The following is a 17,850-nucleotide window of genomic DNA, read 5'->3' as shown; positions in this document are numbered from 1 at the left end:
CCGCAGGCGGCCGAGGCGAGGACGTGGCTCCTGGGAAACGTCGGATCGCGGGAACTCGATCGAGGAGGACGGTCACGATGGCCGGCAGCCCGAAGAACCAGGACGTCGTCGTCGCGCACGGCTCGGAGGAGCACGCCAGGCGGAGAACGTCCGGTGGACGCCGCCGGTCCGGACGTCCGCGAGGCCGGAGAACCCTGCGCCACCGGGAGATCCGGCATGGCGGGGCCGACGCCGGGTAATCGCGTGGCGAGGCGAGGAGCCCCCCATGAAGACCCTGACGATGGGTGTCGAGGAAGAGTTCGTACTGGTCGACCGTGTGACGCGGGCACCCGTCAACCGGGCTCCGGAGGTGATCCGGGGTGCGGCTCGCGAGCTCGGTGCGCAGGTGCAGACCGAGTTCTTCAACTCCCAGGTCGAGACGTGTACGCGGCCGGCCGCGTGCCGTGAGGACCTGCGTGAGGAGCTGTCCTGGCTGCGTGGGGTCGTGGGAGCGGTCGCGCGGGACGCGCGCTGCGCGCCCGTCGCGTGCGGCACTCCCGTCCTGCCTCCCGAGGAGCCGCTCACGGTGACGGACACCGATCGGTACCGTCTGATGGCTCGACACTTCGCTCACCTCATCACGCGCGAGGACGGTCTCCCGCGCGACGACGGGCTCGTCTGCGGATGCCATGTCCACATCGGGACTCTGGACCGTGAGCGGGCCCTCGCCCTCGCGCTCCACATGCGGCCGTGGCTGCCCGTCGTCCAAGCACTGGCAGGCAACTCCCCCTACGCCCACCGCCAGGACACCGGTTACCAGAGCTGGCGTGCCGTCGAGCACGCCCGCTGGCCGACCGTCGGCCCCACCCCCGTCCTCGACGAGGCCCAGTACGTCGCCCATGTCGAGCGGCTGGTCAGGGACGGCACGCTCCTCGACGCCCGCATGGTGTATTGGCACGCCCGGCCATCGGAGCACGTTCCCACCCTTGAGGTGCGGGTGGCCGACGTCAACGCGGAACTCGACACGGTCGTGCTGCTCGCGATCCTGGTCCGGGGGCTCGCCGGCCGCTTGCTGCCCCGGGTGGAGGCCTCGGTCCCTCCACCGCGCATTCCCGGTCGGCGCCTGGTCCGAGCCCATCGGCTCGCGGCCGCGCAGGGCATCACGGGGATCGGCCTGGACCCGGTGGACGGCCGGGAGCGCCCTGCCGTGGACCTCTTGGACGGGTTGATCGACTTCGCCCGGCCCGCCCTGGACGCGACGGGCGACACGGACTGGGCGCGCGCGCAGTGGGCGCGGGTCCGAGCGGACGGCGGGGGCGCTGCCCGCCAACGTGCCGTGTTCCGCCGTCACGGCCGGTTCACCCCGGTGGTCGACATGCTGGCCGCCGCCACGGTGCGGGGCTGATCCCGGTGGGTGCCCACGTTGCCGGCCGTCCCACCGACGGTGGCCAGAGGACCTGAGGCCGCCGCTCGCGAGCCAGGCGGGTGCGCAGACCCCCGGGGTGTACGCACCGCAGGCCGGCGCCGGCCTCCTGTCGGCGCATCCGTCAGGGCCATCGGCACGCGCACGCACGGATGACGGTCGCGGTGCGGGGTAGACGCAGGTTCCGCCCCGAGGGGCGATCGCCACCGGCCGTGAAGAGACGGGAGCAGGCCATGAACCTCACGGAAGGGCCGACCGCGTACCGGTCGGCCGGAGCGGCGCACTCCTCACCCGCCCAGCCGGAAGCCGGGTCCCCCGATCCCGGTCCGCCCGCGACCGGGGAGACTCCGCAGGGCGCGGAGAGCGCGCCGCGAGGAGCGGGCGACAGCCGCGCGCCGGACCTGCCCGCGGACCACACGCAGGCGATCCTGGAGACGACGAAGGAGGTCGCGTCCGTACTGAAGGCCTCGGGTCGCCCGTTCGCCCTGGTCGGCAGCGTCGCCGCCTACGCGCACGGCATCCCCGTACGCCTCCAGCACGACACCGACTTCGCGGTACGGCGGGAGGACGCGGACGTGGTCACGCGGTCCCTGCGGGAACATGGCATACGGATCGTCGACCCGCCCGAGGACTGGCTCGTCAAGGCCCGCTCGGGCGGGGAGGAGATCGACCTGATCTTCGCCCTCGCCGGGCGGCCGGTCACGTCCGAGCTGCTCGCCCGTGCCCAGACCCTTCCCGTGGATTCCGTGCACATGCCGGTGCTCGCCCCGAGCGACCTGATGATCTCCCGTCTGCTGGCGCTCTCCGAGCACTACTGCGACTTCGGAACCCTGCTGCCGATGGCGCGGGGACTGCGGGAGCGGGTCGACTGGTCACGGGTGCGCGAGGACACGGGCGACGCTCCGATGGCCATGGCCTTCCTGTACCTGCTGGAGCTCCTGGACGTGTTGCCGCACGGCGCCGACGACAGCGCCTGACCGTCCGTCGCCCCGACGGACCCCTTCGCTCGCGCCGAGTGCCTCCGCGCGCATGGGTGGGCGGCGGCCGGGGCAGCAGCGGAACAAGGGGCAGGCGCGATGAGGTAGGTGAACCCCATGGAAGCCGGAAGCTCCCGTTTCCTCGTGGAGACCCGGCCTGGGGGGCGTCCGGACACGGTCGTCCTCCTGCTGAGCGGTGAGCTCGACCACGAAACGGTGGGTCCCCTGCGGAACGCGCTCAAGGAGCATCACGCGGTCGCTCGGCTCGTCGTCGACTGCTCAGGACTGCGGTTCTGCGACTCGACGGGACTGAACGTACTCCTGCGAGCACGGCTGCGGATGGCGGCCGGAGGAGGACGCGTGGAGCTCTCGGGACTGCGCCCTCCGGTGGACCGCATGTTCGAGATCACCGGTGCGCTGAAGCTCTTCCAGGTGTACGAGGACCCCGGCGCCGCGCTCGCCGACCGGCGAGGGGAGGACCCGCCGAGCGACGGCGCGGAGGGATCGGGCGCCCCGGCGGACAAAGACTCGGCAACCCGTGGTTCGGCGTGACGGGGCCGGGTACCGGCCGAGCATGACCGCCTGGAACGCGCAACGTGCGACCACCCGCACCCGCCGCTACGAGCTGGCGGAGGGCGCGGGGGCGGCGCGGGAGTGCCGTGACCTCACGCAGCGGGCCCTGACCGAGTGGTTCGGAGCGGCGGGCAGACCTGGGCGGGTGGCCGTCGAAGACGCCCTGCTGCTGGTCTCCGAGGTCGCCACCAACGCCTTCACCCACGGCGGCGCCCCGAGCGAACTGCGGCTCGCCCGCACCGACGGCCGCCTGTGGGTACAGGTCAGCGACACGAGCCCGGCACCGCCCCGGCCTCACGGGCCGCACCGTGCGGGCCGCGCTTCAGGGCACGGGCTCTATCTGGTGGAACGGCTCTCGGCGGCGTGGGGCTGGGCCCCACGGGGCGGGGGCAAGGCGGTCTGGTTCGAGGTGACGGTGCTACCGCGCTGAGCCCGGAGTCCGTGATCGCCCTACAGTGGAAAGGTGGCATGGGACCTCCACGGTGTACCCCGCACCCGGGCCCGCACCACGATCGTCGCCGTGTGCGAGGTCCTTCATGGCAGAGCGCAGACCACCCTCCGACCCGGTGCCCGCTCACGCGGAGCTGGGCCAGGACGGCCTGCGGCAGCTGCTCGCGGGACTCACCGCCGTACGGGACGGCGACCTCTCCGTCCGGCTGCCCGACACCGGGGGCGGCATCCTCGCCGAGATCGCCTCGGTCTACAACGACATGGTGGGCCGGCTCTCGCTCGTCACGTCCGAGGTCACCCGCGTGGCCGGCGAGGTCGGCGGGCAGGGGCTGCTGGGCGGCCGGATCCGCGAGCCCGGGGCACGCGGGGTGTGGCGGGAACTGACCTCCGGCGTCAACACGATGGCCGACAACCTCACCTCCCAGGTGCGGTCCATCGCCCAGGTGGCCACGGCCGTCGCCTCTGGCGACCTCACCCGGAAGATCCGGGTGGACGCGCGCGGCGAGATCCTGGAGCTGAAGGAGACCATCAACACCATGGTGGACCGGCTCTCCTCCTTCGCCGAGGAGGTCACCCGGGTGGCCCGGGAGGTGGGCACCGAGGGCAAACTCGGCGGCCAGGCCACCGTCCACGGCGTCTCCGGCACCTGGAAGGACCTCACCGACAACGTCAACTCCATGGCCGACAACCTCACCAACCAGGTGCGCAACATCGCCCAGGTGACCACGGCCGTCGCCCAGGGCGACCTGACGAGCCGGATCGACGTGTCGGCCCGCGGCGAGATCCTGGAGCTCAAGACCACCATCAACACCATGGTGGACCAGCTGTCGTCGTTCGCCGCCGAGGTGACCCGGGTCGCCCGGGAGGTGGGCACGGAGGGCAAACTCGGCGGGCAGGCGGAGGTCGAGGGTGTCTCCGGCACGTGGAAGCGGCTCACGGAGAACGTCAACGAACTGGCTGGGAACCTGACCCGCCAGGTCCGTGCCATCGCCGAGGTCACCAGCGCCGTCGCCGAGGGAGACCTCACCCGTTCGATCACGGCCGACGCACCCGGCGAGGTCGGGGAACTCCGCGACAACATCAACGCGATGGTCGGGTCCTTGCGCGCCACGATCCGGGCCAACGAGGAGCAGCACTGGCTCCAGACCAACCTCGCCAGGATCACCGGCCTCCTCCAGGGCACCCGGAGCCTGCCCGAGATCGCCGAACTGATCATGTCCGAGGTACCGCCGCTGGTCGCCGCCCAGTACGGCGCCTTCTTCCTCGCCGAGGACGGGGAACACGGCGTCGAACTCGTCATGACCGCCGCCTACGGGTCCCCCGACGCCCCGGACACCGCGCCGCGCCGCTTCCACCTCGGCCAGTCACTGGTCGGGCAGGCCGCACGCGACCGGCGCGCCCTCGTCGTCGACCACGTGCCCGCCGGATACGCCACCGTCGTCTCCGGATCGGGCTCCGGAGAGCCGAGCACGCTGATCGTCCTGCCGATCGTCGTCGAGGAACAGGTGCTCGGGGCCGTCGAGTTCGCCTCGCTCCGCCGTTTCACCAGCCTGCGACGGGAGTTCCTCGACCGGTTCGTGGACAGCGCCGGAGCGGTCCTCAGCTCCCTGGTCGCCAATCTCCGCACCGACGAACTCCTCGGACAGTACCGTCAGCTCGCGGACGAGCTGCGCTCCCGGTCGAAGGAATTGCAGACGCGCCAGCAGGAACTCCAGCGCTCCAACGCGGAGTTGGAGGACAAGGCGGCTCTCCTGGCCGAGCGGAACAAGGACATCGAGTCGAAGAACCTCGTCATCGAGCAGGCACGTCAGGAGTTGGAGGCCCGGGCCCAGCAGCTGTCCCGTAACTCCATGTACAAGTCCGAGTTCCTCGCCAACATGAGCCACGAGCTGCGCACCCCGCTCAACAGCCTGCTCATCCTGGCCAGACTGCTCGCCCAGAACACCCAGGGGAATCTGACGGAGAAGCAGATCGACTACGCCGAGGTCATCCACTCCGCCGGCTCCGACCTGCTCCAGCTGATCAACGACGTCCTCGACCTGTCGAAGGTCGAGGCGGGCAAGATGGACATCAGGCGCGAACCGTTCCGCCTCCGCGTACTCACGGAGTACCTGGAGGCCACGTTCGGACCGGTGGCCGACGAGCGGCGGTTGGAGTTCACCGTCACACTGGCGGACGACGTACCCGACGAACTGAACAGCGACGAGGCACGGCTGCGCCAGATCCTGCGCAACCTGCTCTCCAACGCCCTGAAGTTCACCGACGAGGGCCGGGTGGCGCTCACCGTCGAACGGGCGACCACCGACGAGACGCCGGCCGGCCTGCGCGACAGCCGGCTCGTACTCGCCTTCCGGGTGACCGACACCGGCGTCGGCATCCCCGACGAGCAGCTGAGACTCGTCTTCGAGGCGTTCCAGCAGGGCGACGGCACCGCCGCCCGACGTCATGGCGGCACCGGCCTGGGGCTGTCCATCAGCCGGGAGGTGGCCGGGCTCCTCGGCGGCACCATCAAGGCGGAGAGCACTCCCGACCACGGCAGCAGCTTCACCTTCTACCTGCCCGTACCCGGGTCGACGCACGACGCGGCACCGGGAACGACCTCCGACGGCGGTACGCCGCAGGCCGCCGGCTCCGCCTCTCCCACCGTCCGGTCCGACGAGGCCGAGGCCGGCGCCGGGGAGGGAACGGAAGGCGCGACCGTGCTGGTCATCGACGACGACTCCCGTAACGTCTTCGCCCTCGCCGAAGTCCTCGAAGGACACGGTCTGTCCGTGCTGACGGCCGACGGCGGTCGTGCCGGTCTCGACGTGCTCGCCGCGCACGCCGAGGTCCGACTCGTCCTGATGGACGTCATGATGGCCGGAATGGACGGCTACACCGCCATCAAGGCGATCAGGAAGCTACGGGAGCGCGCGCGACTCCCCGTCATCGCGGTCACCGCGAAGGCCATGCCGAACGACCGGGCCGACGCCCTGGAAGCCGGCGCTGACGACTACGTGTCCAAGCCCGTCGACGAAGACGAACTGACCGCCAAGATCCGCTTCTGGCTCAAGGGCTGACCGCTCCCCCGACGAAACGCGAAGGTTCACCGCGGGGCCGGCGGACCGCCCCCCACCCGCACGGCGACGAGGCTCGTGTCGTCGTCGGTGTCCCCGGTCGCCGTGCTGAGCAGTTCGTCCACCAGCCGGGCGGGCCCGCGCGGCGCGAGCCGCGCCGCCTCCGCGGCGAGCCGTGCGAGGCCCTCGTCGATCCCGTCGTGGCGGCGCTCGATCAGCCCGTCGGTGTACAGCAGCAGCGTGTCGCCGGGGCGCAAGCCGATCCGTTGCTCCCGATAGGGGAACGAGGGCACCGCGCCGAGCAGCACGTCCTTCGGCGGGTCGAGCAGCCGTGCCCGGCCGTCCCGCACCAGCATCAAGGGCAGGTGTCCGGCGCTCGACCAGAGCAGGCCGCGGTCCTCGGGGTCGTACAGGGCACACACCGCCGTCGCCGTCGTGCCGCCCCCGGTCCGCAGGGTCACTTCGTTGAGCCACCCCATCAGCCGCCGGGGCGAGTCACCGGTGAAGGCGAGCGCGCGTTGGGCGTTGCGGAGCGCCACCATCCCGGTGACGGAGTCGATCCCGTGCCCCGCGATGTCACCGACCGCGACCAGGATCTTGCCGCTCGGCAGCGCCAGCACGTCGTACCAGTCGCCGCCGACCCGGAACTCCTCGGTGGCCGGCCGGTACCGGACGGCCACCGTCAGGTCGCCGGGCAGCTCCATGGACGCGGGGACTTCGGGCACGATCGCCCGCTGGAGCTGGAGCGCCAGCTGATGGCGCGTCTCCGCCTGCTGGTGCAGCGCGGTGAGGTGGTCGAGGGTCGCCGTCAACGCGGCCTCGGCACGGCGGCTGTCCGACACGTCCTGGTAGACCCCGGCGATCCCGGTGACCGTTCCTTCGGTGATCAGCGGCTCGGCCGCCACGCGTACGTGACGTACGGTCCCGCCGGGAAGGACGACCCTCAGGACGGTCTGCGCGCCCGTCTGGTGTTCGGTCAGCGTCCGCAGCAGGCCGGTGAGGGCTTCCCCGTCGTCCCGGTGCACCCGCGCCCGCATGCCCAGGAGCGGCACCGGCGGTTGGTCCCGGTCCAGGCCGAACACCGCGTAGGCCTGCTCGGACCAGGAGGTCTCGCCGCCGGTCAGGCTGTCCTGGAAGGTGGCCACGCTCTGCAGCCGAGCCGTCGCGCGGGCCGCGGCGAGGCCGGGATCCGTCACGGTGTGCCACATGACGACGGCGCGCTCCTCGCCGACCGGCAGCGCCCGTACGTCGAGCAGCGGCGCGTGCTCCCCAGGCCGGGCGGGCGTCGGGAGCCGCGCGGCCCGCTGGGCGCGCTTGGTGCCGACGGCCAGCCGCGCCATCCGGGCGAGTTCCGTGTGGACCAGCGGGAAGAGCCGGACGAGCGGGGCGTCGTTCTCGCGGAGCACTCTCCCCAGCACGGCGGCCGCCTCGCCGTTCAGATGGTCCACGGTCGGCGCCCTGGTCGTGCCGTGGACGTGGAGCAGCATCGCCGGATGGGCGAGGGAGTCGAGGACGTCCACGAGTACGGGTACGGCCGGCCGCGCCGAGTCGTTGGTGTCCAGCACCGTGCCGGCCACTTCCAGGAGCCCTGAGAGGGCCCGCCGCAGCGTTCCGTCGAGGGCCGTCGGGCGCGGCCAGCCGACCAGGGCCAGGCCGACCGGCTTGCCGCGGCGGAGCAGCGGCAGCAGAGCGCGTGCCGCGGTTGCCGAAGGCCCTGGCAGGATCTCTCCGCGGACGGGCCCCTTCTCGAACCAGACGGGTTCGCTGTCCGCGAGGACGGACCGGAACGGGTCCGGAGCCGCCGGAGGGATCCACTGCCATGCCGCTGCTTCGGCGGCGCCCACCCCCGCGTACCCGGCGAGACGCAGACAGCCGTGGTCGACCCGCTGCCAGAGCCAGAGGCTGTCCGCACCGTACGGGGAGAGCCCGTCCCGCACCAGCGTGCGCGCCGCCTCGGACCCGGTGGACGCGGCCGCCGCCTCCACGGCGACACGACGGGCGCGGCGGGCCTCGGCAAGGTGCTGGGCGGCGGTGCCGCCGTTCTCCGTGGGGACGGCGGCAGCGGGCCCGTCGCCTCCGGCGAGGGCGTTCACGACGTCCGCCGCGATGTCCCCGACCGACAGACCGGTGGCGTGTGCGAGAGCGGTCAGGTGCTCGGCCGCGTCGGAGGTGGGCAGCCGCATCTGGGCGGCGAGCACGCCGGCGGCGAGATCGAGCAGACGGCGGTGCGCGAGCCGGTCGCGCAACCACCGGTTCTCGGCGAGCAGAGCGGCGAATCCGGGATCCACCAGGGCGCCGTACGGTGGCCCAGCAGGCGTCGCGGAACCCGTCACGACGACCTCCGTTCCACCACAGGTGGACGTCCGGGCACGCGCTCGTGTCCGCTCCGCATTCTACTCGCGAGCCCGGTTCGGATGCCGGTTCGGATGCCACTGAGCTCCGGCTCCCCTATGAGCCGCGCCACGGATGTCGTCCGTGGCGCGGCTCATGGGCGGGCCGGGGGTCACCACCGGTACCAGCGACCGCCGCCGCTCCGCATCAGGAAACCCAGCAGCCACAACACGAGCACGGCGATGGCGATGTACCAGAGCACCTCGAGCGCGAAACCCGCGCCGAAGAGGATCAGAATCACCAACAGGACGAGGAGCAGGGGAACCATGACGCCACCTCCGATGTGTCCGGGGCCCGCCGGGCCATCCGCTGCGCGTGACCTCCGGTCCTACCGCGGTTGCCCCTTCTCCACGGGATCATGCGCGCCGGGTGTCGGGGGGCCTACGGCCCTACGCCCCTGCTGAGAGGGGTGAGCAGGGGTCTGCTGAGAGGGGTGGGCAGGGGATCGCTCCTTCGACGGTTACGGGACCGAGAAGCGGGCACGCGCCCGTGAGAAGCCTCCACCGCGATCCCCAGGACAGGTAGAGGTGGCGCCCAGGCCGGCGATCTCGTCGGCGCGGTCTCCGCGCGATCCTGACCCGCGTCGTCCACCGGCGACGCACCGGTGGAAGGCCCCCCTCATGACCAGGAACCGACGCCCCGCCCCCGCGACGCCGGGTCCCTCGACGGAACACCGGACCTACCGCGCGCGGAACGGCAGGGCCCTCGTCGTCCGGGAACCCCCACCCAAGTCCGGCACGGCCCTCCTGGCTCTGACCGGCGAATTCGACGTCAGCACCGTGTCCTGTCTGCATGAGGCCCTCACCGACGCACGGCACGAAGGAGCGGCCCACACCGTGCTCGACCTCGCGCGGGTCTCCTTCGGGGACTCGTTCTTCCTCCACGAACTGCTCTCCGCGCACTTCTCCCACCACGACGTGCTCCTGATCGGACCGATGCCTCGCCAGTTGCGACACCTGTTCCTGCTGACGGGCGCCCTTCGCCTGTTCACCGTCGTCCCGGACCGTGCCCGCGTCGGACTCGCCTGACGCCGGCCATGGTTGTCAGCGGCCGAACCGGGCAGGCGCCTTGCACCCACTCCCGGAGATGATCCCCATGCCGCCCGCCGCGCGGATCCTCGAACTGATGGAGCTGTCTCTCGTCTCCGACGAGCTGGGGACGTTCACGGTGCCGCTTGACGGTCCGGGTGCCGACGCCCCGTACGAACTGGCGGAGGGCACGGTGGTCAGCATCGCGCTCACCTTCCGGCTGGCGGCGGACACCGACGGGCTGGTCTTCGAGACCGTCAGGACCAGGGAAGGTGAGGATCCCGTCGCGCGACGGACCGCTCTCGGCAGCTTCCGCACCGGAGGCCCCTACGAGCTCCGGCTGCCGCCGGAACGGCTGCCCCTGGGGCGCGCCCACTGCGGTACCTACGAGGTGACGGGGCGCATGAGTGACGCGGCAGGGCGCGAACACGCCCAGGTGAAGCACCGCTTCACGATCGTCCACCGGATGCCCGACGGAGCGATCGAGGCGGCCGAGGACGACGCGGCATAGGCCGGAGACGGGAGACGTCAGCCGGGAACCGGAGGACGGGCGGATCAGGAGACCCCGATTGGGCTCGGCGTCGCCGGGTACGCGCGGAGTGACCCCGATTTGTCCGCTACACAGGCAGGAGGCATCACCATGAGCATGGTGAAGGAAACGATCGACGTGGACGTTCCCCTGCGGAACGCCTACAACCAGTGGACGCAGTTCGAGGAGTTCCCGAAGTTCATGGAGGGCGTCGAGGACGTCACACAGATCGATGACCGGCACTGCCACTGGCAGACCAAGGTCGCGGGTGTCCGGCGCGAGTTCGACACGGAGATCGTCGACCAGCTGGCCGACGAGCGGATCTCGTGGCGTACCGTCGGCGGCGACGTCCAGCAGAAGGGCGTGGTCACCTTCCAGCGGCTCGACGAGGGCCACACGCGCGTGAGTCTGGCCATGGACATGGAGCCCGAGGGCATGGCCGAGAAGGCCGCCGACGCGCTCGGAGTCCTGGACCGGCGGGTCAAGGGCGATCTCAAGCGGTTCAAGGGCTTCATCGAGGAGCACGGTCACGAGACCGGTGCCTGGCGCGGCCGTATCCGTCCGTCGGACGCCGCAGACACGCCGACGACCCCGGCCGCCGCACCGACGCCGACCGACGCGCCGATCCGGGAGGCTCCCGGTCCGATGGGCACTCCCGGCCCGACGGGCACGCCCTCGGGAGCACAGGAGCCGTGGCCGATGCCGCCCGGCCCCCATGACCCGGGCCGGCGCTGACCACCCGGTTCCGACCGACTGGTCGCCCCTGTCGCGAAGCCCCGGCCGGCACGTGAGTGTCCGGCCCGCCTCTCCGGCACCGCCCCAGGAAGCCCGCCCGCCCCCGGTAGCGAGGGGGCGGGCGGACCCCGTCCACGCCCGCCCACCCGTGGCCACCACCACGGGGAGGTTGCCGGGGACCGACCGCGACGGGCCCCTGTCACGGGCCACCGCGCCGCCCACCGCCTCGGCCCCCTCGCCCGTCGCCTCGATTGCCGATCTGCCCGTTTCGAGCCCGCCGTTCGCGGCAAGTCGCGAGGCATGATGCGCATCGGGCACACGATGACGACCGAACAGTCGGGCCCGCGTGAGCTGGTCGGGCGCGTGGTCGCGGCGGAACACGCCGGCTTCGACTTTTCCGTGATCTCCGACCATTCCCTCCGCTGGCTGGAGTCGCCGGGACACGCTCCGTACGCGTGGAGCGTCCTCGGAGCGGCCGCGCAGGCCACCTCCCAGGCTTCCGCGCACACCCGCAAGGAGGACGTGGCGAGGAGCATCCCCCGCGGGGACGATGTCGACGCCGTTCCCGAGGCGGCACGCCCCTACTCCGAGGCCGGGTTCACCGACCTCGACCTCGTCCAGGTCGGCGGCTCCCAGCAGATGCCCTGCCTCCGCCGGGCGGAGACGACCCTTCTGCCACTCCTCCGTGACCTGTAGGGAGACCGCCGTGGACCGCGCCGCGCTCTTCGACGTCGACGGAACCCTTGTCGACTCCAACCACCTTCACGTCCTCGCCTGGTGGGAAGCCCTGCGCCAGGGCGGGCACCAGGTGACGGCCCACGCCGTGCACCGCGCGATCGGTCTGCCGGGGGATCGGCTCCTGGAGCACCTGCTCGGCCAGGACCGGGAGCGGTCGAACGACGATCGGCTCAGCACCGCCCACGACACCTTGTACGGAACCTTCTTCGAGCGGCTGCGGGCCTTCGACAGAGCCGCTGAGCTGCTGCGTACCCTCGCGGGCGACGGCTGGAAGGTCGTCCTGGTGACCTCGGCCACCGACCGGGAACTGACCGCCCTGCGCCAGGCCGTCGACGCGGACGACGCGATCGCCGCAACCGCCACCGCCGACGACGTCGAAGCGGGCAAGCCCGCCCCCGATCCGATCGAGCACGCGCTCTCCCTCGTGGACGTGGCCCCCGACCGGGCCGTGTTCGTCGGCGACACGGTCTGGGACATGACGGCCGCGCGCCGTGCGGGCGTCACGGGCGTCGGGCTGCTGTGCGGCGGCCTTCCCCGTACCGATCTGACCGAGGCGGGCGCCGTCGCCGTCTACGACGATCCGGCCGACCTCCTCGCACAGCTGGGCACCAGCCCGTTCGGCACCGTCCCGGACGCCTGAGCCGCCCCGCCCACACCGAGCGGCGGGACAGTGCGCGAGGCAGCGCGCGAGCAGGTCTCGTTCGACGCCGGCGACGTGGGGAACACGATGCCGGTACTTGAACATGATTATCATCAGCTACTGTCTGGTGCGTACATAGGCAGCCCGTTCGACGGACCTGGAAGTTCAGTGCGCATACCCAAACCCCTGCCCGGCCTCTCCCTGATGGCCGCCTCCACCTTGCTGCTCACGGGCTGTTTCGCGCCCGCCGCCGAGGAATCCACGGGCGCGTCCCCGCGCCTGCGGGTGGTGATGATGCAGCCGCCGCGCTCCGGGCTGTCCCCCTTGAGCGACGACGCCTTCAAGCTGTCGCGCTGGAGCACCGCCGAGACCCTGGTCACGCTCGACGCCAACGGGGACCCGCGCCCGGCGCTCGCCACCTCGTGGCGACGGGCCGGCGCCAAGGCCTGGACCTTCACGCTCCGTGAGAACGTCACCTTCCACGACGGCACCCCGCTCACCGCCGCGGACGTGGTCCGCTCGCTCACCAGGGCCGCCCGGGCCGCGCCCAAGCCGCGCATCCTCGACGGAGTCGAGCTCACCGTCACCGCCGACGGAGGCAAGGTCACGGTCACCACCGCCGTCGAGGACCCGCTCGTGCCCCAGCGCCTCTCGTCGCCGCAGCTTGCCGTCCTGGCCGCCAAGGCGTACCAGGGGAAGACGGTGAACCCGGTCGGGGCGGGCACCGGCGCGTTCGTCCTCACGCGGGTCGACGGGACCAGCTCCGCCACACTCGACCGCAACGACCGCTACTGGGGCGGTCGCCCCAAGGCGCCGGGCATCGACGTGCGGTTCGTCCCGGACGGCACCGCGCGCGCCGCCGCACTGCGCAGTGGCGAGGCCGACATCGTCGAGTCCGTGCCGGTCTCGCAGGCGGCGCTCCTCGACGAGGGGCAGATCGCCGAGGTGCCGATGCCGCGCACCAACACCCTCTATCTCAACACCGAGCGCGGCGTCTTCACCGACCCCGCGCTGCGGGCCGCCGCCCGCGCCGCCGTCGACGCCGAGTCCCTGGTGAAGGGCGTGTACGAGGGCCGTGCGGACGTCGCGGAGGGGCTGCTGGGACCCGCCATCCCCTGGGCGGAGCACCGCGTCGGCCGGACCTCCCCCGCGACGCCCGGCAAGCCGAACGGCAGGACCGTCACCATCGGCACCTTCACCGACCGCGCCGAGCTGCCCGAGGTCGCCGCCGCGCTCCAACAGCAGCTCCAGAAGGCCGGGTTCACGGTGAAGCTGGAGATCCGCGAGTACGCGGCCATCGAATCCGACGCCCTCGCGGGCGCGTTCGACGCGTTCGTCCTCTCCCGGGCCACCGTCCTCGACTCCGGCGACCCCGCCGCCTACCTCTACAGCGACTTCGCGAGCGACGGCTCCTTCAACCTCGCCCAACTGGCCGACCCCGCCGTCGACAAGGCGCTGCGGAAGGCCGCCGCGACGCCCTCCGGTCCGGCCCGCCGCGCCGCGATCCTCGCCGCCGAGACCGCGGTGCTCAACACGGACGCGGCCGTACCGATGCTGCACGAGCGGGTGATCCAGGGCGACTCGCCCCGGGTCGTCGGCTCGGCCAAGGACCCGCGGGAGCGCCTGCTGGTCACGCCCGACACGTACGTGAAGTGAGGACACCGCGGTGAGGGCGACACTCGCCCGCGCGGGAGGACTCGCCGCCGTCCTCGCGCTCATCGGGCTCCTGCCGTGGCTCTCCGGCCGGGACGCGGCCCTGAGCGTGCTGCGCGCGCGGTCCGCCGAACAGGAGGCGACCGCCGAGGCGTTGGCGGCGATCCGCGACGACCTGGGGCTCGGCTCCGGGCCCTTGGCCCTCCTCGGCCGGTGGGCCGGCGGGCTGGCGCACGGCGACTTCGGTCAGTCCTGGGTATCGGGGGCCGACGTCCTGCCCTCGGTGCTGTCCGGGCTCGCGGTGTCCCTCGGCCTGATGGGCGCGTCGCTGGTCGTCGCGCTGCTGGTCGCGGTCGCGCTGTGTACGGGGCCGGTGGTACGGGGAGCCCGCGGCACCTCGCAGCCCTCGGGCTCCCCGGGCGCGACGGCGGCGATGCTCGCCTCCGTCCCGGAGTTCCTGCTGGCGACCCTGCTGCTGATCGCGGTCGGTGTCCGGCTGAACTGGCTGCCGACCTCCGGCTGGCAGGGGCCGGGGTCGATGGTGCTGCCCGCGCTCGCCATGGGCGTGCCGGCCGGCGGGCTGCTCGGCCGGCTGGCCGGCGACGCGCTGCCCGGCGCGTACGCGGAGCGCTGGACCGGCCTGTGGCGGGCTTCGGGCGTCTCGGCGCCCCGGATCGCCCTGGCCGCGCTGCGCCGGGCCATGCCCGCGATCGCGCCCCAGTTCGCACTGGTCGCGGTCGGCCTCACCGGCGGTGCGGTCGCGGTGGAGAGCGTCTTCGCGATCCCGGGCATCGGCCGCACCGCGCTCGGCGCCGCCAAGGCCCAGGACCTGCCGCTGCTCCAGGGCGCCCTGCTCGCACTGCTGGTGCTCGGCCTCGCGGCCGGTGTCCTGGCGCACCTCGTACGCGTGCGGCTGCTCGGCCCCGGTCTGCGGGCCGCCGCACTCGCGCTGCCGGCCGCCCCGCGGCGCCCGGCGGGCCGGGCCTGGCGGGCCGTGCCGGTGGTGCTCGCGGGGATCCTGCTCACCGTCACCGTGTGGGGGCTGCTGCGCGACCCGTACACCGTCGAGGTCACGGCCCGGCTCTCCAGCCCCTCCTGGGGACACCCACTGGGCACCGACGGGCTCGGGCGGGACGTGCTCGCGCGGCTCGGCCACGGCGCCGCCGCGACCGTCGGCGTGGCGCTCGCCGTCTGCCTGGTCAGCTATGCCGTCGCGGTGGCGATCGGCTTCCTGCCGGCCCTGTCCGCCGGGATCGCGGACGTCGCCAACGCGCTGCCGCCGGTCATCGTCGGCATCCTCGTCGCCGCGGCCGTCGGCCCCGGCACCGTCGGCGCCAGCGTCGCCGTCGCGCTCATCTCCTGGCCGCCGCTGGCCTCGCACGCCGCCGCGCTGGTACAGGAGACGAGGGCGGCCGGATTCCTCACCGCGCAGCGGGCGATCGGCGCCACTCCGCGCTGGGTGCTGACCCGGCACGTCCTGCCGGCCGTGGCCGGGCCGGTCGCCCGGCACGCGGTGCTGCGGCTGCCCGGCATGGCGCTCGCCCTCGCCTCGCTCGGCTTCCTCGGACTCGGCGCGCAGCCACCCGCCCCCGAGTGGGGGCTGCTGCTCGACGAGTCACGGGCGTACGTGGAGCGGGCGCCCTGGGCCGCGCTCGCCCCGGCGCTCGCGCTGGCCCTCCTGGCCGGCTTCGCCGTGTCGCTGTCGTCCGTGACCGCCACCAGACCGAACCGGAAGAGAACATGACCGGCCGTCCCCCTCTGCTCCGCGTCCGTGATCTGCGCATCGAGCTCCCGGACGAACGTCTGACCCCGGTCCGCGGGGTCTCGTTCGACCTCCACGAGGGCACAGTCCTCGCTCTGGTCGGCGAGACCGGGGCGGGCAAGTCGCTGACCGCCCGGGCCGTCCTCGGCATGGCGCCGCGCACGGCACGGATCACCGGCAGCGTGCGCCTGCGGGACCGCGAACTGATCGGCGCACCGCGCGCGGTGTACGCCGGACTGTGGGGCCGGCGCCTCGCGCTCGTACCGCAGGACGCGCTGAGCGCCCTCAGCCCCGTACACACCGTCGGCGACCAACTGGCCGCATCCGTACGCTCGGTGCGCCGGCTCGGGCGGCGACAGGCGCGCGCCGCCGCGGTGGCGTCGCTCGACTCGGTGGGAATCGCGGATGCGGCCCGGTGGGCGCGGGCGTACCCGCACGAGTTCTCCGGAGGCATGCGCCAGCGTGCCGTCATCGCGATGGCGATGATCAACGAGCCCGAGCTGATCGTCGCCGACGAGCCCACCACCGCCCTCGATCCCGCCCTCCAGGAGCAGGTCCTCGACCTGCTCGCCTCACTACGGGAGGCGAGCGGCGCGGCCATGCTGCTGGTGACGCACGACGTGGGGGTGGTCGCCGGGCACGCCGATCGGATCGTCGTCATGTACGCCGGGCGGGCCGTGGAGTCCGGCCCGGTCGAGGAGGTACTCCCCCGGCCACGGGCCCCTTACACGGCGGGCCTGCTCGCGTCCCTGCCGCCGGACACTCCGACCGGCGATCGACGGCTGCCGTCGATCGCCGGCGCCCCGCCGGGGCCGGACGAGCTCGCCGGACTGACGGGCTGCGCGTTCGCCCCGCGCTGCCCGTGGGCCGCCGCGGTGTGCCGAACGCTCGCGCCCGAACCCGAGGCGGTGACCGGCGACACCGGACACCTGGTGTCCTGCCACCGGTGGCGGGACCTGCCGGTCATGCCGCAGGAGCTGTTCACGGGAAGGGAAGCCGCATGACCGCCGTACTGCTGAGCGTCCGCGACCTCACGGTCCGCTACCCGGGCCGCACCCGGCGCTCGGCGCCCGTGACCGCCGTCGACCGGGTCTCCTTCGACGTGGCCAGGGGCGAGACGCTGGCGCTGATCGGCGCCTCCGGGTCCGGGAAGTCCAGCACGGCCGCGGCCGCGCTGATGCTGCGACGGCCGGACGGCGGTGAGGTGTGGTTCGACGACCGCGAGTTGACCGCGCTCGACGAGGCCGGGCTGCGGCCTCTTCGGCCGTCGTTCCAGCCGGTGTTCCAGGACCCCTACGGTTCGCTCAGCCCGCGCCTGCGGATCGGCGACTCGGTGGCCGAGCCACTGCGGGTCCAGGGCCGGTGGGACCCGGTGGCCGGACCGGACCGGGTGACCGAGCTCCTGGAGACCGTCGGGCTCGATCCCCGGCTCGGCGACCGCCTGCCGCACGAGCTGTCCGGCGGCCAGTGCCAACGCGTCGGCATCGCGCGAGCGTTGGCGAGCGGGCCGCGGCTGCTCATGCTGGACGAGCCGGTCTCGGCACTCGACCCGTCGGTGCGGGCGGGCGTGCTGAACCTGCTGACCGACCTCCAGGAACGGCTGGGCCTGTCCTATCTGTTCATCTGCCACGACCTGGCCGTCGTCCGGCACGTCGCCCACCGAGTGGCGGTGATGAACGGCGGCCGGATCGTGGAGACCCTTCCGGCCGCAGCCCTGTACGGGCAGGGCGAGGTCCAAGCGCCTACCCGGGAGCTGCTCGCGTCGGCGTTCCCCCGACCTCGTACCGCAGGAGCCACCCGATGATCCGGCCCGCCGCACCCCAATCTCCACGAGGGTGTCCCACCACATACGTCCCTGACCTGCCGCTTCCTCCGTCACATGCGGCTTCCGTCCGGTAGGCGGTCCACCGGACCAG

At 72.9% G+C, this 17,850-nt stretch carries 14 protein-coding genes and 2 pseudogenes; 14 read left to right on the top strand and 2 right to left on the bottom strand.

What is annotated here, in order from left to right; translation table 11 throughout:
• Positions 1-265 precede the first annotated feature (265 nt).
• From ACFWWU_RS34015 to ACFWWU_RS33995, 5 genes are all read left to right on the top strand, one after another.
• Positions 266-1,384, top strand: coding sequence for a YbdK family carboxylate-amine ligase (locus tag ACFWWU_RS34015; protein ID WP_384151918.1), 1,119 nt, complete (start codon positions 266-268; stop codon positions 1,382-1,384).
• Between the two features lie 251 nt (positions 1,385-1,635).
• Positions 1,636-2,379 (top strand): nucleotidyltransferase family protein, encoded by a 744-nt coding sequence (locus ACFWWU_RS34010; protein WP_384151915.1) that lies wholly within the window; start codon positions 1,636-1,638, stop codon positions 2,377-2,379.
• 117 nt (positions 2,380-2,496) lie between these two features.
• Positions 2,497-2,931: an STAS domain-containing protein gene (locus ACFWWU_RS34005; protein ID WP_384151912.1), complete on the top strand. Its 435-nt coding sequence runs from the start codon at positions 2,497-2,499 to the stop codon at positions 2,929-2,931.
• Between the two features lie 22 nt (positions 2,932-2,953).
• Complete coding sequence (locus ACFWWU_RS34000) at positions 2,954-3,382, top strand: ATP-binding protein (protein WP_384151909.1); 429 nt, start codon at positions 2,954-2,956, stop codon at positions 3,380-3,382.
• A gap of 106 nt (positions 3,383-3,488) precedes the next feature.
• Positions 3,489-6,461: a HAMP domain-containing protein gene (locus ACFWWU_RS33995; protein WP_384151906.1), complete on the top strand. Its 2,973-nt coding sequence runs from the start codon at positions 3,489-3,491 to the stop codon at positions 6,459-6,461.
• A 26-nt stretch (positions 6,462-6,487) separates the two neighbouring features.
• On the opposite strand, the gene ACFWWU_RS33990 is transcribed toward ACFWWU_RS33995, so the two are convergent.
• Together ACFWWU_RS33990 and ACFWWU_RS33985 are read right to left on the bottom strand one after the other, a co-directional pair.
• Positions 6,488-8,746 carry a SpoIIE family protein phosphatase gene (locus tag ACFWWU_RS33990; protein WP_384151903.1) on the bottom strand — a complete coding sequence of 753 codons (2,259 nt, stop codon included), beginning with the start codon at positions 8,744-8,746 and terminating at the stop codon, positions 6,488-6,490.
• A gap of 215 nt (positions 8,747-8,961) precedes the next feature.
• Positions 8,962-9,117, bottom strand: a complete 156-nt coding sequence (locus tag ACFWWU_RS33985) for a hydrophobic protein (RefSeq protein ID WP_073815304.1) — start codon at positions 9,115-9,117, stop codon at positions 8,962-8,964.
• 352 nt (positions 9,118-9,469) lie between these two features.
• Between ACFWWU_RS33985 and ACFWWU_RS33980 the strand changes: the two genes are divergently transcribed.
• The 9 genes and pseudogenes from ACFWWU_RS33980 to ACFWWU_RS33940 all read left to right on the top strand — a co-directional run bounded on the left by ACFWWU_RS33980 (position 9,470) and on the right by ACFWWU_RS33940 (position 17,738).
• Positions 9,470-9,877, top strand: coding sequence for an STAS domain-containing protein (locus ACFWWU_RS33980; RefSeq protein ID WP_384151899.1), 408 nt, complete (start codon positions 9,470-9,472; stop codon positions 9,875-9,877).
• A gap of 58 nt (positions 9,878-9,935) precedes the next feature.
• Positions 9,936-10,388, top strand: coding sequence for a hypothetical protein (locus tag ACFWWU_RS33975; RefSeq protein WP_384151896.1), 453 nt, complete (start codon positions 9,936-9,938; stop codon positions 10,386-10,388).
• Between the two features lie 129 nt (positions 10,389-10,517).
• Positions 10,518-10,979, top strand: a pseudogene (locus ACFWWU_RS33970) (SRPBCC family protein); the annotation flags it as partial.
• 462 nt (positions 10,980-11,441) lie between these two features.
• Positions 11,442-11,636, top strand: a pseudogene (locus ACFWWU_RS33965) (LLM class flavin-dependent oxidoreductase); the annotation flags it as partial.
• A gap of 211 nt (positions 11,637-11,847) precedes the next feature.
• Positions 11,848-12,519 carry an HAD family hydrolase gene (locus tag ACFWWU_RS33960; RefSeq protein ID WP_384151893.1) on the top strand — a complete coding sequence of 224 codons (672 nt, stop codon included), beginning with the start codon at positions 11,848-11,850 and terminating at the stop codon, positions 12,517-12,519.
• A gap of 204 nt (positions 12,520-12,723) precedes the next feature.
• Positions 12,724-14,175: an ABC transporter substrate-binding protein gene (locus tag ACFWWU_RS33955; RefSeq protein ID WP_384152028.1), complete on the top strand. Its 1,452-nt coding sequence runs from the start codon at positions 12,724-12,726 to the stop codon at positions 14,173-14,175.
• 10 nt (positions 14,176-14,185) lie between these two features.
• Complete coding sequence (locus ACFWWU_RS33950) at positions 14,186-15,916, top strand: ABC transporter permease subunit (protein WP_384151890.1); 1,731 nt, start codon at positions 14,186-14,188, stop codon at positions 15,914-15,916.
• Positions 15,913-16,938: an ABC transporter ATP-binding protein gene (locus tag ACFWWU_RS33945; RefSeq protein ID WP_384151887.1), complete on the top strand. Its 1,026-nt coding sequence runs from the start codon at positions 15,913-15,915 to the stop codon at positions 16,936-16,938. Before ACFWWU_RS33950 ends, ACFWWU_RS33945 begins: the two co-directional genes overlap by 4 nt.
• Positions 16,935-17,738 carry an ATP-binding cassette domain-containing protein gene (locus tag ACFWWU_RS33940; protein WP_384151884.1) on the top strand — a complete coding sequence of 268 codons (804 nt, stop codon included), beginning with the start codon at positions 16,935-16,937 and terminating at the stop codon, positions 17,736-17,738. Before ACFWWU_RS33945 ends, ACFWWU_RS33940 begins: the two co-directional genes overlap by 4 nt.
• Positions 17,739-17,850: the final 112 nt, after the last annotated feature.

Source organism: Streptomyces sp. NPDC058650 (genome assembly GCF_042717315.1).
GTDB lineage: Bacteria > Actinomycetota > Actinomycetes > Streptomycetales > Streptomycetaceae > Streptomyces.
This window is presented reverse-complemented; position numbering and strand designations above follow the sequence as displayed.